This window comes from Sphingomonas mollis, assembly GCF_016427505.1.
Classification (GTDB): domain Bacteria; phylum Pseudomonadota; class Alphaproteobacteria; order Sphingomonadales; family Sphingomonadaceae; genus Sphingomonas; species Sphingomonas mollis.
On the sequence record NZ_JAELXS010000005.1, the window covers coordinates 262,632 to 284,898 of the forward strand.

25 protein-coding genes and 1 other RNA gene are annotated in these 22,267 nt (G+C 66.6%); 17 read left to right on the forward strand and 9 right to left on the reverse strand.

What is annotated here, in order from left to right:
- Window positions 1-149: 149 nt before the first annotated feature.
- The gene (locus JAO74_RS10905) at window positions 150-938 is read right to left on the reverse strand and encodes a crotonase/enoyl-CoA hydratase family protein (protein WP_199037804.1); all 789 of its coding nucleotides are present in this window, start codon (window positions 936-938) and stop codon (window positions 150-152) included.
- 60 nt (window positions 939-998) lie between these two features.
- Here JAO74_RS10905 and JAO74_RS10910 point away from each other — a divergent pair, with 60 nt between their 5' ends.
- Together JAO74_RS10910 and JAO74_RS10915 are read left to right on the forward strand one after the other, a co-directional pair.
- A complete protein-coding gene (locus tag JAO74_RS10910) occupies window positions 999-1,436 on the forward strand; it encodes a PaaI family thioesterase (RefSeq protein WP_199037985.1) in 438 nt (145 codons plus the stop codon).
- A complete protein-coding gene (locus JAO74_RS10915; protein WP_199037806.1) occupies window positions 1,433-1,819 on the forward strand; it encodes a PaaI family thioesterase in 387 nt (128 codons plus the stop codon). Before JAO74_RS10910 ends, JAO74_RS10915 begins: the two co-directional genes overlap by 4 nt.
- Before the next feature lie 5 nt (window positions 1,820-1,824).
- On the opposite strand, the gene JAO74_RS10920 is transcribed toward JAO74_RS10915, so the two are convergent.
- On the reverse strand, window positions 1,825-3,024 hold the full coding sequence (locus JAO74_RS10920; protein WP_199037808.1) for a PQQ-dependent sugar dehydrogenase: 1,200 nt from the start codon (window positions 3,022-3,024) through the stop codon (window positions 1,825-1,827).
- Window positions 3,021-4,163 carry a PQQ-dependent sugar dehydrogenase gene (locus JAO74_RS10925; protein WP_199037810.1) on the reverse strand — a complete coding sequence of 381 codons (1,143 nt, stop codon included), beginning with the start codon at window positions 4,161-4,163 and terminating at the stop codon, window positions 3,021-3,023. Before JAO74_RS10925 ends, JAO74_RS10920 begins: the two co-directional genes overlap by 4 nt.
- A 168-nt stretch (window positions 4,164-4,331) precedes the next feature.
- Between JAO74_RS10925 and rimP the strand changes: the two genes are divergently transcribed.
- From rimP to JAO74_RS10990, 13 genes are all read left to right on the forward strand, one after another.
- Window positions 4,332-4,913, forward strand: coding sequence for a ribosome maturation protein RimP (gene rimP / locus JAO74_RS10930; protein WP_199037812.1), 582 nt, complete (start codon window positions 4,332-4,334; stop codon window positions 4,911-4,913).
- Window positions 4,913-6,649: a transcription termination factor NusA gene (gene nusA / locus JAO74_RS10935; protein WP_233150889.1), complete on the forward strand. Its 1,737-nt coding sequence runs from the start codon at window positions 4,913-4,915 to the stop codon at window positions 6,647-6,649. The genes rimP and nusA overlap by 1 nt, the downstream gene beginning before the upstream one ends.
- Window positions 6,649-6,891 (forward strand): tautomerase family protein, encoded by a 243-nt coding sequence (locus JAO74_RS10940; protein WP_199037814.1) that lies wholly within the window; start codon window positions 6,649-6,651, stop codon window positions 6,889-6,891. The genes nusA and JAO74_RS10940 overlap by 1 nt, the downstream gene beginning before the upstream one ends.
- Window positions 6,872-7,696, forward strand: a complete 825-nt coding sequence (locus JAO74_RS10945; protein WP_199037816.1) for a DUF448 domain-containing protein — start codon at window positions 6,872-6,874, stop codon at window positions 7,694-7,696. Before JAO74_RS10940 ends, JAO74_RS10945 begins: the two co-directional genes overlap by 20 nt.
- The gene (gene infB, locus JAO74_RS10950; RefSeq protein WP_199037818.1) at window positions 7,693-10,560 is read left to right on the forward strand and encodes a translation initiation factor IF-2; all 2,868 of its coding nucleotides are present in this window, start codon (window positions 7,693-7,695) and stop codon (window positions 10,558-10,560) included. The genes JAO74_RS10945 and infB overlap by 4 nt, the downstream gene beginning before the upstream one ends.
- Window positions 10,561-10,690: 130 nt before the next feature.
- Window positions 10,691-11,077, forward strand: a complete 387-nt coding sequence (gene rbfA / locus JAO74_RS10955; protein WP_199037820.1) for a 30S ribosome-binding factor RbfA — start codon at window positions 10,691-10,693, stop codon at window positions 11,075-11,077.
- A gap of 31 nt (window positions 11,078-11,108) precedes the next feature.
- Window positions 11,109-11,273 (forward strand): AbrB/MazE/SpoVT family DNA-binding domain-containing protein, encoded by a 165-nt coding sequence (locus JAO74_RS10960; RefSeq protein ID WP_199037822.1) that lies wholly within the window; start codon window positions 11,109-11,111, stop codon window positions 11,271-11,273.
- Window positions 11,270-11,974: a TolB-like translocation protein gene (locus JAO74_RS10965; protein ID WP_199037824.1), complete on the forward strand. Its 705-nt coding sequence runs from the start codon at window positions 11,270-11,272 to the stop codon at window positions 11,972-11,974. The genes JAO74_RS10960 and JAO74_RS10965 overlap by 4 nt, the downstream gene beginning before the upstream one ends.
- Window positions 11,974-12,552 (forward strand): thymidine kinase, encoded by a 579-nt coding sequence (locus JAO74_RS10970; protein WP_199037826.1) that lies wholly within the window; start codon window positions 11,974-11,976, stop codon window positions 12,550-12,552. Before JAO74_RS10965 ends, JAO74_RS10970 begins: the two co-directional genes overlap by 1 nt.
- Window positions 12,553-12,593: 41 nt before the next feature.
- Window positions 12,594-13,613, forward strand: coding sequence for a tRNA pseudouridine(55) synthase TruB (gene truB / locus JAO74_RS10975; RefSeq protein ID WP_199037828.1), 1,020 nt, complete (start codon window positions 12,594-12,596; stop codon window positions 13,611-13,613).
- Window positions 13,610-13,879: a 30S ribosomal protein S15 gene (rpsO, locus tag JAO74_RS10980; RefSeq protein ID WP_056523727.1), complete on the forward strand. Its 270-nt coding sequence runs from the start codon at window positions 13,610-13,612 to the stop codon at window positions 13,877-13,879. The genes truB and rpsO overlap by 4 nt, the downstream gene beginning before the upstream one ends.
- A 157-nt stretch (window positions 13,880-14,036) precedes the next feature.
- The gene (pnp, locus tag JAO74_RS10985; RefSeq protein ID WP_199037830.1) at window positions 14,037-16,424 is read left to right on the forward strand and encodes a polyribonucleotide nucleotidyltransferase; all 2,388 of its coding nucleotides are present in this window, start codon (window positions 14,037-14,039) and stop codon (window positions 16,422-16,424) included.
- Between the two features lie 209 nt (window positions 16,425-16,633).
- Window positions 16,634-17,230 (forward strand): DUF2971 domain-containing protein, encoded by a 597-nt coding sequence (locus tag JAO74_RS10990; RefSeq protein ID WP_199037831.1) that lies wholly within the window; start codon window positions 16,634-16,636, stop codon window positions 17,228-17,230.
- 48 nt (window positions 17,231-17,278) lie between these two features.
- On the opposite strand, the gene ssrA is transcribed toward JAO74_RS10990, so the two are convergent.
- Window positions 17,279-17,642, reverse strand: a transfer-messenger RNA (tmRNA) gene (gene ssrA, locus JAO74_RS10995).
- Window positions 17,643-17,682: 40 nt separating this feature from the next.
- On the opposite strand from ssrA, the gene JAO74_RS11000 reads away from it, so the two are divergent.
- The gene (locus JAO74_RS11000; RefSeq protein ID WP_056523717.1) at window positions 17,683-18,114 is read left to right on the forward strand and encodes an RrF2 family transcriptional regulator; all 432 of its coding nucleotides are present in this window, start codon (window positions 17,683-17,685) and stop codon (window positions 18,112-18,114) included.
- On the opposite strand, the gene JAO74_RS11005 is transcribed toward JAO74_RS11000, so the two are convergent.
- The 4 genes from JAO74_RS11005 to JAO74_RS11020 are packed head-to-tail and all read right to left on the reverse strand — an operon-like array spanning window position 18,111 to window position 20,707.
- A complete protein-coding gene (locus JAO74_RS11005) occupies window positions 18,111-18,641 on the reverse strand; it encodes an NUDIX hydrolase (protein ID WP_199037832.1) in 531 nt (176 codons plus the stop codon). The two genes, JAO74_RS11000 and JAO74_RS11005, sit on opposite strands and share 4 nt — an antisense overlap.
- Window positions 18,638-19,297 carry a TPM domain-containing protein gene (locus JAO74_RS11010; protein WP_199037833.1) on the reverse strand — a complete coding sequence of 220 codons (660 nt, stop codon included), beginning with the start codon at window positions 19,295-19,297 and terminating at the stop codon, window positions 18,638-18,640. The genes JAO74_RS11005 and JAO74_RS11010 overlap by 4 nt, the downstream gene beginning before the upstream one ends.
- Window positions 19,297-20,097, reverse strand: a complete 801-nt coding sequence (locus JAO74_RS11015) for a TPM domain-containing protein (protein WP_199037834.1) — start codon at window positions 20,095-20,097, stop codon at window positions 19,297-19,299. The genes JAO74_RS11010 and JAO74_RS11015 overlap by 1 nt, the downstream gene beginning before the upstream one ends.
- A 7-nt stretch (window positions 20,098-20,104) precedes the next feature.
- Window positions 20,105-20,707: a LemA family protein gene (locus JAO74_RS11020; protein ID WP_199037835.1), complete on the reverse strand. Its 603-nt coding sequence runs from the start codon at window positions 20,705-20,707 to the stop codon at window positions 20,105-20,107.
- A 154-nt stretch (window positions 20,708-20,861) separates the two neighbouring features.
- Here JAO74_RS11020 and mscL point away from each other — a divergent pair, with 154 nt between their 5' ends.
- The gene (mscL, locus tag JAO74_RS11025) at window positions 20,862-21,305 is read left to right on the forward strand and encodes a large conductance mechanosensitive channel protein MscL (RefSeq protein WP_199037987.1); all 444 of its coding nucleotides are present in this window, start codon (window positions 20,862-20,864) and stop codon (window positions 21,303-21,305) included.
- Between the two features lie 3 nt (window positions 21,306-21,308).
- On the opposite strand, the gene JAO74_RS11030 is transcribed toward mscL, so the two are convergent.
- Complete coding sequence (locus JAO74_RS11030) at window positions 21,309-22,244, reverse strand: L-threonylcarbamoyladenylate synthase (RefSeq protein WP_199037837.1); 936 nt, start codon at window positions 22,242-22,244, stop codon at window positions 21,309-21,311.
- Window positions 22,245-22,267 lie beyond the last annotated feature (23 nt).

Genomic DNA, 22,267 nt, shown 5'->3' on the forward strand with positions numbered 1-22,267 from the left:
TTCCGTTCGTCCTGAGCGAAGTCGAAGGGCATGGGACTCACCTGTGCTTCGACTTCGGCGCTACGCGCCGACGTTTATCCTGAGCGGCTGGCTTGCCAGCCAGTCGAAGGGCTCAGCACGAACGGGGTGGGAGCAACAGCGTCGTGCTTTTAGTCACCTTCACCGAAGACGGGCGCGCGCTTCTCCATGTTGGCGCGCACCTGTTCGCGCTGATCGGCGGTGCCGAGCAGCGCCGCCTGTTCGGTGGTTTCCGCGGTCAGGATGGTCGCGGGATCGCCATCGGCGGCAACCGCGAACAGGCGCTTGGCAGCGCGGATCGCGGCGGGATGGCGGCCGGCGATCGTTCGGGCGAGTGCCAGCGCCTCGGTCAGCGGATCGGGCGCGATGCGGGTGACGAGGCCGAGCGCGGCACCGTCCGTGCCATCGACCTCACGCGCGGTGTAGACCAGCTCGCGCAGCACATCATCGCGCACCGTGCCGCGCCACAGGGCATAGCCGGCCATGTCGGGGACGATGCCCCAATGCATCTCGCGGATCGACAGGCGCGTGTCCGCCGTCGCCAGCCGGACGTCAGCGCCCGCCGCGATCTGGAGGCCGCCGCCGAACGCCACGCCGTGCAGCGCCGCGATCACCGGCTGCGGCATCGCGCGCCAGCCCCAGGCGACGTGCTGGACGAGGTTGGCGGGGCCGTGCGTGCGATCGTGGGTCAGCAGGCCGGAGCCGCCGCTCGCCATCGCGGCCATGTCGAGCCCCGCACAGAATGCGCGTCCCTCGCCCGACAGGACGACGCAGCGCACGTCGCAGCGAACGGCCAGCGCGTCGATGGCCGCCGCCAGCGCATCGAACATCGCCGGATCGAGCGCATTCATCTGGGCCGGGCGGCTGAGTTGCACATGCGCGACGCCGGCGTCGACGGCTATGGATACGCGATCGGTCATCATCCTCTCCTGATCGCGCCGCTGTTGCACCGGGCCGGCGCGCGTGTATCCACAGGACCGATGAAGGGGTTCGACGTCAAGCGGTTCGCCGCCCTGTTGCAGGCCGGCCATGGCGGGCGGCTGGGCATCGTCTATCACGACCATGACGGCACCGCGCCGGAACCATGGGTGGAACTGGCACTGCCCTATGCCGCCGATCAGGTCGGCGATCCGGTGCGCGGGGTGATCGCGTCGGGGCCGATCGTGACGCTGATGGACATGGCGACATCGATGGCGGTGTGGGCGAAGCGCGGCCGCTTCGCGCCACATGCGACGCTGGACCTGCGGATCGATTATCTGCGCGCGGCGACGCCGGGGCGGACGGTGATCGGGCGCGGCGAATGTTATCGCCTGACGCGGTCGGTGGCGTTCGTTCGGGGGCAGGCGCATGACGGCGATCCGGCCGATCCGATCGCACATGTGGCCGGCACGTTCATGCTGCTGGATGCGGCGGCATGAGCGCCTTGCCGCCCTATGCCGATCTGCTCGGGCTGACGCTGGAGCGGGACGTGTCGGGTGCGCCGATAATGGCGATGCCGTTCAACGACGGGGTGCTGGGACGCCCCGGTTTCCTGCATGGCGGCGCCATCGCGGGCCTGCTGGAAGTGGCGGCGATCGCCGCGCTTCGACATGCGCTGGCCGCGGAGGGGGAGGCGACGATCAAGCCGATCACCGTCACGATCGATTACATGCGCGGTGGCCGCGACAAGACGACGCGGGCGGCGGGGGTCGTCACGCGGCTGGGCACGCGGATCGCCAATGTCGAAGCGACGGCGTGGCAGGACGATCGCGATCGGCCGATCGCGGCGGCGCGGATGAACTATCTGCTCACCCGCGCCTGACGGCGTCAGGCGGGGTCGATGCGGACGAGGCGGCCGGTGCCGCCGTCCTCCAACACCCAGATCGTGCCGTCCGGTCCCTGCTCCACCTCGCGGATGCGCGCGCCGAGCGGGATGCGCGCGGCCTCGGTCGTGGTGCTGCCCGACACGCGCACGCGGACCAGCCCTTGCGAGACGAGGCCCGCCAGCAGGAAATCGCCGTCCCAGCCGACGAAGCGGGTGCCGGTGTACTGGATCATGCCGCCCGGCGCGATCACCGGGGTCCAGCTGAACAGCGGCGCGGTCAGGTCGGGGCGGGTCGAATGGCGCGGCAGTACCTCGCCGTCATTGCCTTCCGACACCAGCCGCCAGCCATAATTGCCGCCGGCGGTGATGAGGTTGAACTCATCGCCACCTTCCGGCCCCATCTCGCTTTCGAACAGGCGCCCGTCGCTGGCGACCACCAGACCGTACGGGTTGCGGTGGCCGTACGACCAGATTTCCGGTCGCGCATTGGCGGTGCCAGCGAAGGGATTGCCGGTGGGGATCGTGCCGTCGGGATTGATGCGGATGACCTTGCCCAGCGTCACCGACAGATTCTGCGCCGGTGCGCCCTGATGCCGCTCCCCGGCGGTGACGAACAACGTGCCGTCGCGGCCGAATGCCATGCGGCCGCCGAAATGCCGGACGTCGGTCAGCTTGGGTGCCTGTCGCCAGATCACCGCCACGTTGGTCAACTGCGCGGTGCCGCCGGCGTCGGTGGTCAGCGTGCCGCGAGCCACGGCCAGACCGGCGCCGCCCGTCCCCGTCTCGGCATAGCTGAGATAGACCCGCGCATTGGTCGCGAAGGCGGGGTCGAGCGCCACATCGAGCAACCCGCCCTGCCCCGTATAGGCCACCGCCGGCACCCCGGCGATCGCCGTGGACACCTGTCCGCTCGTCGTCACCAGCCGCAACCGGCCGGGCCGCTCGGTGACCAGCATCCGGCCATCGGGCAGGAATACCATGGCCCATGGATTATCGAGGGTAGCGATCGGCGTTCGCGTGACGGCGGTGGTGGTGACGGGCGTCGGTCCGGAAGTCGCAGTTGGCACCGGTTGCGGCGACGCGGTGGGGGTCGGGGTCGGGCCGGGAACGACGCCGACATCGTCGTCGCTCCCGCCACTGCCGCACGCGACGAGGATCAGCGCGAGCGCGACGACACCGGCGCGACGCGGTGCCCGTGTCATGACGTCGGGGTCAGCTTGATGAGCCGTCCTTGCGATTCGCCGCCATCTTCCAGCAGCCAGATCGCGCCGTCCGGTCCCTGGGCGACATCGCGGATGCGCGCGCCCATGTCCCACTGATCGCCCTTGGCGGCGTTGGTGCCATTCAGATCGACGCGGACCAGCGATTTGCTCGACAGGCCGCCGATAAAGGCATCGCCCTGCCACTGCGGGAACAGCTTGCCCGAATAGATCATCAGGCCGCCGGGCGAGATCACCGGGTTCCACCAGACTTTCGGCGCCTCATAGCCGTCGCCAGGTTTGTGATCGGGGATGTCGCGGCCATCGTAATGCGAGCCGTTCGATGCGTTGGGCCAGCCATAGTTGCGGCCGGGCAGGATCAGGTTGACCTCGTCCCCGCCCTTCGGCCCCATCTCCTGTTCCCAGAGATTGCCCTTCGCATCGAACGCGATTCCCAGCAGGTTGCGGTGGCCATAGCTCCACACCGCCGGGTCGAAGCCCTTCGCGGCGAGCGGATTGCCGGGGGCGGGCTTGCCGTCGAGCGTCAGGCGCAGAACCTTGCCGAGCGTCGCCTTCGGGTCCTGCGCCGGCGTGAATTTCTGGCGGTCGCCGGCAGTGAAGAACAGATGCCGGCCATCCGGTGCGAAGGCGATGCGGCCGGAATAATGGCCGTTGCCGTCGACCAGCGGACCGGCGCGGAACAGCGCCTCGATCTCGCCGAGGCGCTCGCCACCCTGACCGCCACCATCCGGGCGCAGGCGACCGCGCGCCAGAATGACGCCCTTGCCGCCCTCACCCGCCGCCGAATAACTGAAATACACGCGCTGGCTGGTGGCGAAATCAGGGGCCGGTACGACATCCATCAACGCGCCCTGCCCGGCACTATCGACCGTGATGGTCGCCACCGTCTGGCGCTGCTTCCCGTCCGCCGACACCAGCAGCATCCGGCCTTGCTTCTCCGTGACGAGCATCCGCCCGTCGGGCAGGAACGCCAGCGCCCAGGGTGAATCGAAATCCGCGACCACGGTTTCGGCGAACGGCTTCGCCGATCCTTGCGGGGCGGTCGGCGGGCTGGTGGCCGGCGCATTGCCGCTGCATGCGATCAGGGCGAATGGCAGCACCGCCAGCAACTTCGTGTTCATTCATGTCTCTCCCGGTTCTCGTCGGGAAACGTCCGAGCCGCGAAATTGGATGCGAGACTTGTTTATGCACCCGCCTTTGCGTATAGCGCAGTCGCTTTCTCTTACATCGTCAGGTGCAAGGGGCTGCGGGGCCGGGCTCCGCGGCGGCAACCACCCATGGAGCATCGCTTGGTCGACATCGCCGCACTTTCCGCCCTGATCGAACCCGAAGCCAAGGCGCTGGGTTTCGAACTGGTGCGCGTGAAGATGACGGGCGGCAAGTCCGACCCGACGTTGCAGATCATGGCCGAGCGCCCCGATACGCGCCAGTTGATGCTCGACGATTGCTCGGCGCTGTCGCACCGCGTGTCGGACATGCTCGACGCGCTGGAGGCCGAGGGCCGTGATCCGATCGAGGAAGCGTACCGGCTGGAAGTCAGCTCGCCCGGCATCGACCGGCCGCTGACCCGCCTGTCCGACTTTTCCGACTGGGCGGGCCATGAGGCGCGTATCCGGCTTGTCGAGCCGATCGAGGGCCGCAAGCAGTTGACCGGCGAGATCGTCGGGGTCGAAGGCGACCGGATCACGATCGATCTGGGCAAGCACGGCCGTACCGTGATCGGGTTCGCCGATATCGACAATGCCAAGCTCACGATGACCGACAAGCTCATCGCCGCCACCGCCCCGCTGTCCAGCGAAGGCGCGGACGAATTCGAAGACGCGCCCGACGACATCGATGTCGATCCGGCGACAGCAGAGGATAAGCACTGATGGCCACGGCCACCGCCAACCGCGCCGAACTGATCGCGATCGCCAATTCGGTCGCGACCGAGAAGATGATCGATCGCGCGATCGTGATCGAGGCGATGGAGGACGCGATCCAGCGCGCCGCCCGTACCCGTTACGGGCAGGAGATGGACATCCGCGCCAAGCTGGACGCGACGTCCGGCGACCTGCGCCTGTGGCGCGTGGTCGAAGTGGTGGAGCTGGTCGACGACCTGTACAAGCAGGTCAACGAGAAGGACGCGCAGAAGCTGAAGAAGGGCGCCGTGGTCGGCGACTTTCTGGTCGATCCGCTGCCGCCGATCGAATTCGGCCGCATCCAGGCGCAGGCGTCCAAGCAGGTCATCTTCCAGAAGGTCCGCGACGCCGAGCGCGAGCGCCAGTTCGAGGAATTCAAGGACCGCCAGGGTGAGATCATCACCGGCGTCGTCAAGCGCGTCGAGTTCGGCCATGTCGTCGTCGATCTGGGCCGGGCCGAGGGCGTCATCCGCCGCGACCAGCAGATCCCGCGCGAAGTGGTACGCGTCAACGACCGCATCCGCTCGCTGATCCTGAAGGTGGTGCGCGAGAATCGCGGGCCGCAGATCTTCCTGAGCCGTGCGCATCCCGACTTCATGAAGAAGCTGTTCGCGCAGGAAGTGCCGGAAATCTACGACGGCATCATCACCATCCAGGCCGCCGCCCGCGATCCGGGCAGCCGTGCGAAGATCGGCGTCATCAGCCGCGACTCGTCGATCGATCCGGTCGGCGCGTGCGTCGGCATGAAGGGCAGCCGCGTGCAGGCCGTCGTGCAGGAGATGCAGGGCGAGAAGATCGACATCATCCCCTGGTCGCCCGACATCGCGACGTTCGTCGTCAACGCGCTCCAGCCCGCCTCCGTCAGCCGCGTCGTGATCGACGAGGAAGAGGAGCGGATCGAGGTGGTGGTGCCCGACGATCAGTTGTCGCTGGCGATCGGCCGCCGCGGCCAGAACGTCCGCCTCGCCAGCCAGCTGACCGGCAAGGCGATCGACATCCTGACCGAGGCCGATGCCTCCGAGAAGCGCCAGAAGGAGTTCGTCGCGAATTCCGACCTGTTCCAGAACGAACTGGATGTGGACGAGACGCTGGCGCAGTTGCTGGTGGCCGAAGGCTTTAGCAGCCTGGAAGAGGTCGCCTATGTCGAGCTCGACGAGATTTCGAGCATCGAGGGCTTCGACGAGGGTCTGGGCGAGGAGCTTCAGAGCCGTGCGCAGGAAGCGCTCGATCGTCGCGAACAGGTCAATCGCGAACAGCGTCAGGGTCTGGGCGTCGAGGATGCGCTCGCCGAGCTGCCGTATCTGACCGAGGCGATGCTGGTGACGCTGGGCAAGGCGGGCATCAAGACGCTCGACGATCTCGCCGATCTGGCGACCGACGAGCTGGTCGAGAAGAAGCGCGCCGAGCCGCGCCGCCGCAACGAGGACGCACCGAAGCGTCCCGAGCCGAAGGGCGGCATTCTCGCCGAGTATGGTCTGAGCGACGAGCAGGGCAACGAGATCATCATGGCCGCGCGCGCGCACTGGTTCGAGGATGAGGACGCACCTGCCGCGGCCGACGCCGTTGAAGACGCGACCGTCGAGGAAGCGGGCGACGAGCCTGTTGCGGAGGCCGAGGTGGCCGAAGCCGAGGATACGACCGTCGAGGAAACCGCGACCGACGAAACCCCGGCCGATATCGACGGTGACGAGGACAAGAAGGCCTGATGCCCTTCGTCAGCATCCGTATCTCCGGTTCGGCGACGAAGGACCAGAAGTCCGCCATCGTCGCCGACGTGACCGAATCGCTGGTCAGGCGGCTGGGCAAGAACCCGGCCGCCGTCCAGATCGTGATCGAGGAAGTGTCGCTGGAGAATTACGGCGCCGGCGGTCAGTTGATCGCCGACCGGGACGCCGCCAAGGGCGCGCCCCAAGTGCGGGAGGACGCACATGCGGACCCCTCGCAATGATACCGACCGCGTAAGAACCGGCAGCAAAAATAGCGTCGCCCCGGACACCGAAGGTCCGGTGCGCAAGTGCATCCTGTCGCAGGACCGCGACGAGCGCGACCATCTGGTCCGACTCGCGCTGGCGCCCGATGGCCAGGTGCTGCCCGACGTGCGGGCCAAGGCGCCGGGTCGTGGCGCGTGGATCGGCGTGTCCCGCGTGGAACTGGAAGCGGCCTTCGCCAAGGGCCGGTTGCGCGGGGCGCTGGCACGCGCGTTCAAGACCGGCGACTTTACGCTGTCGCCCGACCTGCCCGCCCGGATCGCCGCCGCGCTGGAGCGCAATGCGCTCGACCGGCTGGGACTGGAAGCCAAGAGCGGGACGCTGTTGAGCGGCACCGACAAGATCGAGGCGGCCGCCCGTTCGGGCCAGCTCCACGCCCTGTATCATGCCGCGGATGCGGGGGATGACGGGATGCGTAAACTGGCGCAGGCGTGGCGGGTCGGTCGCGACATGGAAGGTTCCGACCTGAAGGGGTTGGCGTTACCGATCGCTCGCCCCATATTGTCATTGGCGCTGGGACGCGAAAATGTGGTACACATTGCGCTGACCGACCGCGCTGCGGCGAAGCGGGTGAGCGAAGCGCTCGACCGCTGGCTGCATTTCATCGGACCTGAACCCCTGACGGGCACCGCGCAGAGTAGCACTTTGCCAGGACCCAACTCGGCCCCTTGCGAAACGGCCTCGCAAGGCGCATCGGCGCACCGCTCCGTCCCAGACGGAACCGAGGCGTCACCGGCCGCGACTACGCACGAGGAATTTGAGTGAGCGACACCGACAACGACAAGCCGAAGCTCGGAATGCGCGCGCCCCTGGGGCTGCGCCGCACGGTCGAGACCGGCAAGGTGAAGCAGAGCTTCAGCCACGGCCGTTCGAACACGGTGATCGTGGAGACGAAGAAGGCGCGCGTCCTGCGTCGCCCTGGCGATCCCGCCCCTGCCGCCGAAGCGCCCGCCGCCGTCGAGACCGCACCGGTTGCGGCGCCGGTTCCGGTCGCCCCTGCGCCCGTGCCACGCCCGGCACCGTCGAACGAGACGGCGCAGGAGCGTCAGGCCCGGCTGCTGCGCGATGCCGAGGACCAGCGGATGCATTCGCTGGAGGACAATCGTCGTCGCGAGGAAGCCGCGCGTGCGCAGGCCGCCGAGGACGAGCGCGCCCGCGCCGCCGAACGCGCGCTGGCCGCACAGGCGCCCACACCGACGCCGGAACCCGCTCCCCAGCCGGCTCCTGCCCCGGCACCCGTACCGGTAGAGGCCGTCGCCGCACCGGCGCCCGCCCCCGCACCCACCGTGGCGACGCCCGCAGGCCGTGGTTTCCGCCCGGTCGAACGGCCCGTGCCGGTCGCCGAGCCGGAGCCCGCACCCGCCCCCGTGGCCGAAGCGGCCGCACCGGTCGCGGCACCTGCGCCGACCCCGGCACCGGCTCCCACACCCGCGCCTGCTCCGACCAGGCTGGTCGCGCCGGTTCGTGTCGCGGCGCCGACGCCGCCACCGGTCGTCGAGCTGACGCGCGATCCGTCGATGCCGGCACCGCGCCGGTTCTCGCCGGTCGCCCGCCCGGAAATCCCGAAGCCGCAGCCCAAGCCCGTCGAGCAGCCCGCTCCCGCGCCGGTCGCCGCGGCCTCCGCGCCATCGGGCGGTGGTGCGTCGAGCGCCGGTCGGCCGATGCCCGCCGGTCAGGCGACGCCGCGCAATGCGCCGCCCAGCCGTCCGCAGCAGCGTGACCGCAAGGGCGACGAGCGGCGCGGCGGCAAGCTGACCGTCAACCGCGCGCTCGGCGACGATGGTGCGCGGTCGCGCAGCCTCGCCGCGCTGAAACGTGCGCGTGAGAAGGAAAAGCGTGGTTTTGGCGGTCCGCGCGAGGTGCAGGCCAAGCAGGTCCGCGACGTGCAGGTGCCCGATTCGATCACGGTGCAGGAACTCGCCAACCGCATGGCGGAAAAGGGTGCCGACCTGGTCAAGACGCTGTTCAAGATGGGCATGCCCGTCACGATGACTCAGTCGATCGATCAGGACACTGCCGAATTGCTGGTGACCGAATTCGGCCACAACATCGTCCGCGTCAGCGATTCGGACATCGATCTGGTCTATGACACCACCGAGGATGCGGTCGATACGCTGCGTCCGCGTCCCCCGGTCGTCACGATCATGGGTCACGTCGATCACGGCAAGACGTCGCTGCTCGACGCGCTGCGCGGCACCGATGTGGTGCGCGGCGAGGCCGGTGGCATCACCCAGCATATCGGCGCCTATCAGGTCACGCTGAAGGACAAGTCGAAGGTCACGTTCCTCGACACGCCGGGCCATGAGGCGTTCACCCAGATGCGCGCCCGCGGCGCCGACATCACGGATATCGTGGTGCTGGTGGTGGCGGCCGACGACGGGCTGATGCCGCAGACGATCGAGGCGATCAATCACACCAAGGCGGCCGGCGTGCCGATGATCGTGGCGATCAACAAGATCGACAAGCACGAGGCGAATGCCCAGCGTATCCGCGAGCGCCTGTTGAGCGAAGAGGTCGTGGTCGAGGAAATGGGCGGCGAGGTCCAGGACGTCGAGGTTTCCGCGTTGAAGAAGACCGGTCTCGATACGCTGATCGAGAAGATCCAGTTGCAGGCCGAACTGCTCGAACTGACCGCCAACCCCGATCGCGCCGCCGAAGGCACGGTGATCGAGGCGAAGCTGGACAAGGGCCGTGGTCCGGTCGCGACGGTGCTCGTCAATCGCGGGACGCTGAAGATCGGCGACATCTTCGTTGTCGGTGCGGAGAGCGGCAAGGTCCGGGCGCTGGTCGACGACAAGGGTCGCCAGTTGAAGGAAGCCGGCCCCTCGATGCCGGTCGAGGTGCTCGGCCTGTCCGGTGTGCCGTCGGCGGGTGATCCGTTGCAGGTCGTCGAGAACGAGGCGCGTGCCCGTGAGGTCGCTGCCTATCGCCAGAGCGTGCTGACGCAGAAGCGCACCACGACCGCCCCGGCGAGTTTGGAGAGCATGTTCTCGGCGCTGAAGGCCAATGCCGCGATCGAGTATCCGCTCGTCGTGAAGGCCGATACGCAGGGAACGGTCGAGGCGATCGTCGCGTCGATCAACAAGATCTCGACCGATCTCATCAAGGCACGGGTGCTGCACTCGGGCGTGGGTGGCATCACCGAGAGCGACGTGACGCTGGCGGGTGCATCGGGCGCTCCGATCATCGGCTTCAACGTCCGCGCCAATGCCAAGGCACGCGAGATCGCCGATCGGCAGAAGGTGGCGTTGAAGTACTACGACGTCATCTATGACCTGATCGACGAAATCCGCGCCGGCATGGCGGGCGAGCTTGGGCCCGAGGCTTTCGAAACGGTCGTCGGCCGCGCCGAAATCCGCGAGGTCTTCTCGGCCGGTAAGCACGGCAAGGCCGCTGGTCTGCTCGTTACCGAGGGCAATATCCGCAAGGCGCTCAAGGCACGTATCACCCGGGCGGATGTCATCATCTACCAGGGCGAGATCGCCAGCCTTCGTCGCTTCAAGGACGATGTGCCGGAAGTCCGCGCCGGTCTGGAGTGCGGCGTGACGTTCACGCAGAACTTCGTCGACATCAAGCCGGGCGATTATCTCGAAACGTTCGAAGTCGAGATGCGCGAACGGACCCTGTGATGAATCTATCCTCTCCCCTTCAAGGGAGAGGGTGTCGAGCGCAGCGACGGCGGGAGAGGGGAAGTGTGGGACGGTAGCGATACTGCCCCTCTCCCCGGCCCTCTCCCCTGAAGGGGAGAGGGAGCATTTCATGAATAAAGAACCACAGGAAAAGTCGGTCCGCACGCTGCGCGTCGGCGAACAGATACGCCATATCCTGTCGGGTATCCTGCAGCGCGGCGACGTGCACGACGAGACGCTGGCGAAGCATCTCGTCTCCGTCACCGAAGTACGGATGTCGTCCGACCTTCGCCATGCAACCGTGTTCGTCAAACCCCTGCTGGGCAAGGACGAGGCCGCGGTGTTGAAGGCACTGCGCACCAATACCGCCTATCTGCAACGCGAGGTCGCTAACCGCGTACAGACCAAATACGCCGCCAAGCTGAAATTCCTCGCCGACGAGAGTTTCGACGAAGGCAGCCATATCGATCAGCTGTTGCGTGCCCCGAAGGTGGCGCAGGATTTGGCGGACGATTGACGATATCGTGCCACGTCATCATCCTGAATCCATGAGCGGGCATGTGGTGATGAATGATCGTGGCCGGGTCACCCTGCCCGCCGAGACGCTGGAGGCGATGGGCTGGCGGCCCGGCCAGAGCCTTCGCCTGACCGTATCGAATGGCGCGATCGTCATCGAACCATATCCGAAGACCCGCGAACCTTTGCGATCATGATGAAGACGTGGGTGCTGGCCATGGCGATGACGGTCGGTTTGGCGACGCTATGCGGTTCGAAGGTGGCGGAGGCCGTCCAGATCGGCGCACTTTCAACCGATTGCAAGGCGAGCGGTTTCGATCGCGGCCATCGGGCTTATCAGTTCGTGGCGACCTGCGCTGGCCGGGCCATGTCGCCTGATGGCCGTTACGCGATCGTACAGCGCGCCTATCGCGACCATCAGCCACCCATAGAACTGCAAACTGCGGGCGGGCGGGTGGTTGCGCGACTACCCGAACTGTCGGACGATATGCCATTCGTCGTTCTGTGGTCGCCCGATTCGCGGCGGATAGCCGTCAATCATCATGTCGGCTCGTTCATGGACGATCTTCGGCTCTTCGAGATCGTCGGCAATAAGGTCGTCCCACGATCGGCGTTGATCGTGGCGGCCAAACATCTTGCCGTGCAACGTTTTCGCTGCCTTTCGCCGGGCGCCGTATTGCCCAACGCGGCGCGATGGTCCGCAGATGGTCATCGCCTGATGATCGTGACCGTCAGTTCGCTGTACGCCTGTAGCGACACGGCGAAGGCCGGTGACTGGTGGCCGTTATGGATGATCGGCGATGTGCGGACGGGGCGGATTGATCCGGCTTCGATCCGTATCGACAAAGCGGATGGCCCCTTACGCGAACCACGCGATACGCTCTATCGCGGATTCTGATGGCCAAGCTCTATTTCTACTACGCCAGCATGAACGCGGGCAAATCGACCAACCTGTTGCAGGCGGATTTCAATTACCGTGAGCGGGGGATGGCGACGATGCTGTTCACCGCCGCCCTGGACGATCGGTATGCGGCGGGGACGATCGCGTCGCGGATCGGGCTGTCGGCGCCGGCCACGATGTTCGATGCGGATACCGATCTGGAACGCTGTGTCGTCGATCGTCACGCTCATGATGCGCTGTCATGCGTGCTGGTCGACGAAGCACAGTTTCTGTCGCCGGCACAGGTGGATCAACTGGCGCGCATCTGCGACCGGGTCGGGATACCCGTCCTCGCCTATGGCCTGCGCACCGATTTTCGGGGGGCGCTGTTCCCCGGTTCGGCGCGGTTGCTGGCGCTGGCGGACGAGCTGACGGAGATCAAGTCGGTGTGCGTGTGCGGGCGCAAGGCGACGATGAACCTGCGCGTCGATACCGATGGCCGGGCGTTGGCGGAGGGGTGCCAGACCGAAATCGGCGGCAACGACCGCTATGTCGCGCTGTGCCGGCGGCATTTCAGCGAGGCGCTGGAGAACTGACGGGACTGGCATCGCCGGCCCGAGCCGCTATCGCCGCGCGGATGCATGGCTGGATCATCCTCGACAAATCGCTGGGCCTCGGCTCGACCCAGGCCGTCTCCGCGGTGAAACGCGCGCTGCGTCAGGGCGGCTATGGCAAGTTCAAGGTGGGGCATGGCGGCACGCTCGATCCGCTGGCGACGGGGGTGTTGCCGATCGCGGTGGGCGAGGCGACGAAGCTGGCCGGGCGGTTGCTCGACAGCGACAAGATTTATGCCTTCACGATCCGGTTCGGGGAGCAGACCGACACGCTGGATGGCGAGGGGGCGGTGATTGCCACTTCCCCGGTACGGCCGACGGCGGCAGCGGTGGAGGCGGTGCTGGCGCGTTTTACGGGGCCGATCGATCAGGTGCCGCCGGCCTATTCCGCGCTGAAGGTGGATGGCGAGCGGGCCTACGATCGCGCGCGGGCCGGGGAAGAGGTGGTGCTGAAGAGCCGGGCGGTGGTGATTCACGATCTGCAATCCTCCCCGGCACGGGGAGGGGGACCTCTCGTCGCAGACGAGGGGGGAAGGGGGATCGCCGCGAGCGCTTCGCCTGTGGAAGCCCCCCTCCACCATCCTTTGGATGGTCCCCCTCCCCGTGCCGGGGAGGAACTTGCCGAAGCGACGCTCGTCGCCCATGTGTCGAAGGGTACCTATATCCGCAGCCTCGCGCGCGACATCGCGCTGGCGCTCGGCACGGTCGGCCATGTCACCATGTTGCGGCGGATCAAGGCGGGGCCGTTCGGGCTGGCACAGGCGATAACGCTGGACAAACTGGCCGAATTGGGGCAGGCGCGCGCCCTTGAAGGCATACTCCTGCCGTTGAGGGCGGGGCTGGACGACATCCCGGCTTTTCCCCTCACCCCCGACCAGGCAGGGGCGCTCCGTCAGGGGCGTGTACTGGACGGGATCGCAGCCACCGATGGCGCGGCCTTTGCGATGCTCGACGACGTCCCCGTGGCGCTGGTCGATGTGATCGCAGGCGAGGTCCGCGTCGTCCGGGGTTTCAATCTGACGATGTCGAAGGAAGAATCATGACGATCACCGCAGAGCGCAAGACCGAGCTCGTCAAGGAACACGCCCGCCAGGAAGGCGACACCGGCTCCCCCGAGGTGCAGGTCGCGATCCTGACCGAGCGGATTCGCAACCTGACCGAGCATTTCAAGGGTCACAAGAAGGACAACCATTCGCGCCGCGGGCTGCTGATGATGGTCAACAAGCGGCGTTCGCTGCTGGATTATCTCCGCAAGACCGAAGGCCAGCGTTATCTGGACCTGATCGCGAAGCTGGGTCTTCGCAAGTAATCGGAAGGGCGCCCTTAGCGGCGCCCTTTTCGTATCTGCCCCATGCAATTCGGCGTGAGGGCACAGGGGCGACAACTCGCCCCATACCGCCACGGACCGGTTACGTTCGTGAGACAGGCCCCGGCCGGGATTGGCCCGCCGGAGTGAAGGAAATCAGATGTTCGATACCAAGAAGGTAGAAATTCAGTGGGGCGGCAAGACGCTGACGCTGGAAACGGGCCGTGTCGCCCGTCAGGCCGACGGCGCGGTGCTCGCGACGCTCGGCGAAACGGTCGTTCTGTGCGCGGTGACCGCCGCCAAGAACGTCAAGGAAGGGCAGGATTTCTTCCCGCTCACCGTGCATTATCAGGAGAAGTTCTCCTCCAGCGGCCGCATCCCCGGCGGCTTCTTCAAGCGCGAGCGTGGCGCGACCGAGCGTGAGACGCTGGTCAGCCGCCTGATCGATCGCCCGCTGCGCCCGCTGTTCCCGGAAGGTTTCTACAACGAGATCAACTGCATCGCGCAGGTGATGTCGTATGACGGCGAGAACGAGCCCGATCTGCTGGCGATGATCGCCGCATCGGCCGCGATGACGCTGTCGGGCGTGCCGTTCATGGGGCCGATCGGCGCCGCGCGCGTCGGTTACGAGAATGGCGAATATGTCCTGAACCCGTCGGACGCGCAGGTCGCCGCCGGCGAGCTGGACCTGATGGTCGCCGCCACGCACGACGCGGTGATGATGGTGGAATCGGAAGCCAAGGAGCTGTCCGAGGACGTGATGCTGGGCGCGGTGATGTTCGCGCACAAGGCGTCGCAGCAGGTCATCGATGCGATCATCGATCTGGCCGAGCAGGCTGCCAAGGACCCGTGGGAGCTGAAGATCCAGGCCGACAAGGCCGAGGTCAAGGCCAAGCTGAAGAAGCTGATCGGCAAGGATCTGGAAGCAGCGTACAAGCTGACCGACAAGCAGCAGCGCCAGACCGCGATCAACGACGCCCGCGCCAAGGCGCGCGACGGCATGGCCGACCTGAAGGACGGCGATCCGCAAGGCTATCTCGCCGCGCTGAAGCTGGTGAAGAAGCTGGAGGCGGAGATCGTCCGCACCGCGATCTTGAAGACCGGCCGCCGCATCGACGGCCGCGACACGAAGACGGTCCGCCCGATCGCCGCGGAAGTCCACTTCCTGCCGCGCGCGCATGGTTCGGCGCTGTTCACCCGCGGCGAGACGCAGACCATCGCCACGACGACGCTGGGCACGCGCGATGCCGAGCAGATGATCGATGGCCTGAACGGCCTGAGCTATCAGCACTTCATGCTGCACTATAACTTCCCGCCATACTCGGTCGGTGAAGTCGGTCGGTTCGGGGCGCCTTCGCGTCGCGATATCGGTCACGGCAAGCTGGCATGGCGCGCGCTGCACGCCGTGCTGCCGACCAAGGAAGAGTTCCCGTACACGATCCGCGTGACGTCGGACATCACCGAGTCGAACGGCTCGTCGTCGATGGCCACCGTCTGCGGCGGGTCGCTGGCGCTGATGGATGCGGGCGTGCCGATCAAGCGTCCGGTTTCGGGCATCGCGATGGGCCTGATCCTTGAGGGCAAGGACTTCGCCGTCCTGTCCGACATTCTGGGCGACGAGGATCACCTCGGCGACATGGACTTCAAGGTCGCCGGCACGTCGGAAGGCATCACGAGCCTTCAGATGGACATCAAGATCGCCGGTATCACCGAGGAGATCATGAAGGTCGCGCTGGCACAGGCGCATGAGGGCCGCGCGCACATCCTGGGCGAAATGGCCAAGGCGCTCGATTCGACGCGGTCGGAACTGTCGGCGCACGCACCGCGCATCGAGAGCTTCACGATCGACAAGTCGAAGATCCGTGAAGTCATCGGCACCGGCGGCAAGGTGATCCGCGAGATCGTCGCCACCACCGGCGCCAAGGTCGACATCGACGACGAGGGCGTCATCAAGGTGTCGTCGTCCGACCCTGCGCAGATCGAGGCGGCCATCGCCTGGATCAAGGGGCTGGTCGAAGAAGCCGAGGTCGGCAAGATCTATGACGGCAAGGTCGTCAATCTGGTCGATTTCGGGGCGTTCGTGAACTTCATGGGCGGCAAGGACGGCCTGGTCCATGTGTCCGAGATCAAGAACGAGCGCGTCGAGAAGGTGTCGGACGCCCTTTCCGAAGGTCAGGCCGTGAAGGTGAAGGTCCTCGAGATCGATCCGCGCGGCAAGGTTCGCCTGTCGATGCGCGTCGTCGATCAGGAAACCGGCGCTGAGCTGGAGGACACCCGTCCTGCCCGCGAACCGCGTGAAGGCGGCGATCGTGGTCCCCGTGGTCCGCGCAGCGGCGGCGGTGACCGTGATGGCGGTGGGCGTGATGGCGGCCGTGGCCCCCGTCGCGAAGGCGGCGGTGGCGGCGAAGGCCGTGGCGGCCCGCGTCGTGACCGTGGCGATCGCGGCCCCCGCGCCGAGGGTGGTGACCGTCCGCGTCGCGAAGGCGGCAACGATGACGGTCCTGCACCCGAGTTCGCGCCGGCGTTCCTGAACAACGATCGCGACTGATACACGCCGGGCACGGCCGAACGACATGAAAAGGCCCGGAATGATCCGGGCCTTTTTTCCGTCATGACTATGTTCGGAACGGAGCAGTCATCAACATCGTGTCAGGAATTTTCGCCTAGGCCAGCCGTCCTCAAGGAGGACATCAATTGCCGAGCATTCAACCGCCAACGGACGGCAAGCGGACGCTATTGCGTCGCTACACAAACGTCATGTCGCTGATCGATCTTCTGACGAACCGGCGACTGGCCCTTACCCGTACCGCGCACTGGGCGGATCGTAACGATCATCTCGCCCTTGCCGAGTATGGCCAACGGATGGGCAGCAAGCAGGTCTATGCCGTCTGCCTGACCGAAGCGTCGGAGACTTTTCACCACTGGCAAATCTTCGCCGGTGGCCAGACCGGCGTCTGCGTCGCCTTTGACAAAGAGAAGCTGGTCGCGGCGACAGAGCCGCATCATCTCGCGGCATCGGTACGTTATCTGCGGTTCGATCAGGCGCGAGAGCACCGGATCAGCGAATTGAACGAACTGCCCTTTCTGAAACGCGCAGGGTTCAGCGACGAGAAGGAATTTCGCATCATCGCATTGTCGGACGATGAGACGAAGGATGCCATAGACTGCCATATTCCCGTCGAGGCGATCACAAGGATCACGTTCAGCCCCCTAGTCCCGCCCGCGCTGGTTTCCGCTACCAAATCGGCGTTGTTAAAGATCGATGGGTGTGAACATCTGACGATCGGACAATCGCTGCTAACGAACAATCCGCAGTGGCTGCGCTACCTACGCAAATTGCAGCTGGCGGCGTAATCGATCAAAAGTGGGGAGCTTCTGTTGCCCGGTGCTCCCCGTACCGCTGGATTCCGCTTCTGTTGCCCGGTGCGGTCCAACCGCGCTATCTTGGAGTAACCTTAGGCCGTGAGGCCCTTAGTTACGCCGCAATCGCGAGTGCTTCGTTATCGTTGGCACTTGTGTAATGGGCCGTTGCGGTGGTCCCATTCCGAGCAAAAACGGCGCCTTTCAATACACGTCGATCCTGGTTCGACCCCATCAGCTGAACCGCCCCTTCCCTGCTGAAAGCAGGTGGACGGCGGTGCAAATGGTGGAGTCGCCGGGTACTGCCCCCGGGTCCGCTGCATCTAGTCTACGCCGCGATTTATCGCCATAGTCGGGCGAACCCGACCGATCCGATATAGGGAGCCGCGCGCGCCGGTGCAAACGCCTTTCGCTCGCCACAAAGCGGGTTCATAGGGCTGACCATCATGTTGACGCAGCGTTCCCGTTATGGCCTTCGATCGATGCTGTTGCTGGCCGAGGTGCCACCGAACAGCCCGCCGACGCCGATGACGCGCATCGCCGCGGAAGCGAACGTGCCGCGCAAATTCCTGGAACTGATCCTCGCCGATCTGCGCGATGCCGGACTGGTAACGAGCTTTCGCGGCAAGATGGGCGGATATGTGCTGGCCCGGCCGGCGCATCTGATCTCGCTGGGCGATATCATCCGCGTGATCGAGGGGCCGCTGGCGCTGGTTCCCTGCGTCAGCCGCACTGCCTATCGCCGCTGCACGGACTGCAAGAGCGAGGCGGATTGCGCGATCCGCCATGCGATGATGCGGGTGCGGGACGAGACCGCGCGTATTCTGGACGGTACCAGTCTGGCGGATGCGACCGCGGTGGCGCTGGTCGCCGCTTAAGGAGCCGAATAGGCGATCGTCGTCTGATCCAGCAGCAGCAGGATCTTCGCATCGATGCCCAGACCCGATGTTCGGGCAGCGCGAACGAAAGCCGGCACGTCGGCGGGTGCGACATGGTGGACGGTGATGTCCTCCTCCGGCGATCCACCGCCCGCGCCGGTGCGGACGAGGCCGGTGGCACGGACGACCATGAAGCTCTCCGACGTCATGCCGGGCGAGGAATAGAACAACCCCAGTTCCTCGATCCTGTCCGCGAGGTAGCCGGTTTCCTCCTCCAGTTCGCGCCGGGCGCCATCGACGATCGATTCGCCCGCGCTTTCGTCACCGACGAGACCGGCGGGTAGCTCGATGCAGCGGCGACCGATGGGGATGCGGAATTGCTCGACCAGGATCAGCCGCCCCGCCTCGTCGGTCGCGACGATCACCGCCGCGCCAATCTGGCCCTGCCGCTCGGCATATTCCCATGTGCCCTGCTGGCTGACCTTCAGGTAACGGCCCTCCCACATCGTCCGCGTGGGGTCGCTCATAATTCGATCAGCCGGTCGGGCAGTTCGTTCACGTCCATCTCCGTCCTGGGTACATGTTCGGCGAGCACGGTGCCGATGCGATCGACCGCCGCGATCAACCCGGCTGCGGGGCGGCCGGCGCGGACCTCGTCGACCAGCGCCGCCATGGCCTCCCCCCACGCCTCGTTCGGAACGCGACGGTGAATAGCGCTGTCGGTGACGATCTCGGCGAGATGCTCGTCGAGCGATAGATAGAGCAGCACCGCCTCATGCGCCTTCGTGCGACGGTCGGCACCCAGCCGGAACGCGCGAACCGCCTGCCGCCTTACCCGCCGCGCCTTGGTGGCGCGGGGCGTCAGCTTCAGGCGCAGCGGCATCCATGCCAGCGCGAAACGAACGACCAGAAACGTCACCGTCTGCGCCACTAGCAGCGCGAACAGCCCCTGTTCCAGCTGCCAGTCGCCCCAGCCGGTGTCGCCGACCATCAGCAACGGCGGATGGATGGCGGCGATCGCCGTCACCGCCAGCACGGCCGCCACCGGATAATGCAACGCGACATCGTGGTACGCATCGGACCGTTCGGCGAGGACGGTGACGATCTCGCCGTCCGTCCCCGCCTCCGCGCGCTTGACCGCCGCCGCCACCGCATCGCGGCCCGCGCCATCCAGCAGCGACATCACCACCCGCCCGAGGCGCCACCGCCCCCGAACGATCCGCCACCACCGGAGAAGCCCCCGCCCCCCGAAAAGCCTCCCCCGCCGCCCCAGGACGACCCGCCACTGCCGCCGCCGCCAAGACCCGGCCCCCACAGCACAACCGGCGCGATACCGCCGCGATAACGGCGGCCCCGGGCGCGGCTGACGACCAGCGGCAGCACGACGAACACGATCACCACCGCCCAGAAGATCGCAACGGCGATATCGCCGTTGCTGGCGGACCGTCGCTTCGGGCCGGCCGCCTGCACCTGCGCCTGGGCGCGGCGCTCGCCGGCTTCCAGCGGCAGTTTCAGTTGCTCGGCGATCGCCTGCGCGCCGGCGACGATGCCGCCGCCCATGTCGCCCTCACGGATGCGCGGGAGGATCGTCTGGTTGACGATGACGCTGGACAGCGCGTCGGTGACGATCGGTTCCAGCCCGTAACCTACCTCGATCCGCACCTTCTTCTCGGTCGGCGCGACGAGCAGGATGACGCCGTTGTTCGCGCCGCCCTGCCCGATCTTCCACGCGCGGCCTAGGCGATAGCCGTAATCCTCGATCGAATATCCCTGCAGGTCAGGCACCGTCGCCACCACCAATTGACGCGTCGATGCCTGCTCCACCTGTTGCGACAGTTGGTCGAGCTGCTGCGTCTGTTCCGGCGTCAGCAATCTGGCGGCATCGACCACCCGGCCCGACAGGGGCGGAAACGTCTGCGCGGTCGCGAAGCCCGCCGTCATCAGCAGGAACAGGCCGAGCAGCCAGCGGAACATGATGGTCATGCCCCGGTCAGTTCGTGTTGCCGAAATCCACGCGCGGCGCCGATTCCGCGTTGGTCGCCGTCGCCTTGAACGGGGTCATCGGCTTGGCGCCGTAAAAGATCTTCGCACCGACCGCGTCGGGGAAGGTGCGGATGCGGGTGTTATAGTCCTGCACCGCCTGGTTGTAGTCGCGGCGCGCGATGGTGATGCGGTTTTCCGTCCCCTCCAGCTGCGATTGCAGCGCCATGAAGTTCGTGTTCGACTTCAGGTCGGGGTAATTCTCGGTGATCGACAGCAGCCGGCCGATCGTGCCGCCCAACGTGTTCTGCGCCGCCTGATAGGCCTCTACTTTGGCCGGGTCGGTCAGGTCGTCGCCGGACACCTGCATCGACGTCGCCTGCGCGCGAGCCTGCGTCACCTGCGTCAGCACCTCGCGTTCCTGTTTGGCATAGCCCTGCACGGTCGATACCAGATTGGGGATCAGGTCGGCGCGACGCTGATACTCGTTCTGCACGTCCGCCCACCGCGCCTTGGCATTCTCCTCGGCGGTCGGAATCGAATTGACGCCGCAGCCGGCGAGCGGGACGGCAAGCGTGGCGACGAGCGCGACCGGGGCAAACTGGCGGAACATGCGACCTCCTGATGATCCTGTCCTATCGATATAGGACACGGCCGCCGCCGGGCGAAGGGGCAATCGTATTCAGGCGCCGGACCCGTCATCATCGTTGCCGTTTCGATGGTTAATCCGTAGCGTCCGGCCGGATGCAGCAACGGGAGACATGACGATGCTCAAGGAATTCCGATCGTTCATCGCGCGGGGCAACGTCCTCGATCTGGCGGTCGCGGTCATCATCGGCGCGGCGTTCGGCCGGATCGTGACGTCGCTGACCGACGATATCCTGATGCCGATCATCGGAAAGATCTTCGGTGGCCTGGATTTCTCCAGCTACTTCATCACGATGGGCCCGGTGCCCGCCGCGTTGCAGGGATCGAGCGACTATGCCGCGTTGAAGAAGGCAGGCGTGCCGCTGCTCGGCTATGGCGAGTTCATCACCGTCGCGGTCAATTTCGTGATCGTCGCCTTCATCATCTTCATGGTCGTCCGTGCCGTGAACCGCGCGACGACGCTGTTCGAGCAGGAGAAGGAAAAGACCGCCGCCGCGGAGCCGGTCGATGTCGCGTTGCTGCGGGAAATCCGCGACGAGCTGCGGGCGCGTCCGAAAGTCTGACCCCTATCGGTGAGCGGCGCGGATCAGCCGGTCGTTGATCGCCGCGCCGATCCCCGCAGACGGGATCGGCGCCACCGCGATACGTGCCGCCGGTGCCGCATCGGCGCGGTGGAGTGCGGCGAACAGGCGCGCGGCGGCCTCCACGGGATCGCCGGTCGCCGACAGCGTGTCGTCGCCAGCGATGGCGCCGAAGCCGATCAGCCATTCGTCGGGCGATGCCGCTGTCGCATTGAGGCGGAGCGGCTTGGCGGGGGCATAGTGCGTCGCCAACTGACCTGGTGCGGTGATCCGGCCGGCCGGCGTCGGCGTAGCGCCACCGCCGGGCAAGACGCAGGCGATGTCCTCTGCCGTGATCGGCCCCGGCCGCAGGACATCACGGCCGGCGACGATCGTCGATTCCACGCCCGCCGCGCAGGCGCCGTCGTCGATGACCAGTGGCACCGCCTCGCCCAGACTGGCGACGACATGCGCCCCCTCGGTCGGGCTCAACCCGTTGCTGCGGTTGGCGGAAGGGGCAGCGAGCGGGCGGCCGGCGGCGGCGATCAGCGCCTGCATCGCGCGGTGGGCGGGCACGCGGATCGCCACCGTGTCCAGCCCCGCCGTCACCAGCGACGCGATCGGCGCGCCGGGCCGCAGCGGCAGCACCAGCGTCAACGGCCCCGGCCAGAACGCCGCCGCCAGCACCCGTGCATCGTCATCGAACACCGCCAGTTCTTCGGCCATTGCAATGTCGGCGACATGCACGATCAGCGGGTTGAACGACGGCCGCCCCTTGGCCGCATAGATCCGCGCCACCGCCGCCGAATCACCCGCATCGGCGGCGAGGCCGTACACCGTCTCGGTCGGCACCGCGACGATCCCGCCGGCGCGGATCAGCGCCGCCGCTTCGGCGATCGCGGCCGTACCGTAAGGGCGGATGCGGGGGTTTGAAGCGGCCATGATTGTCGGCCTATACCGCGTAA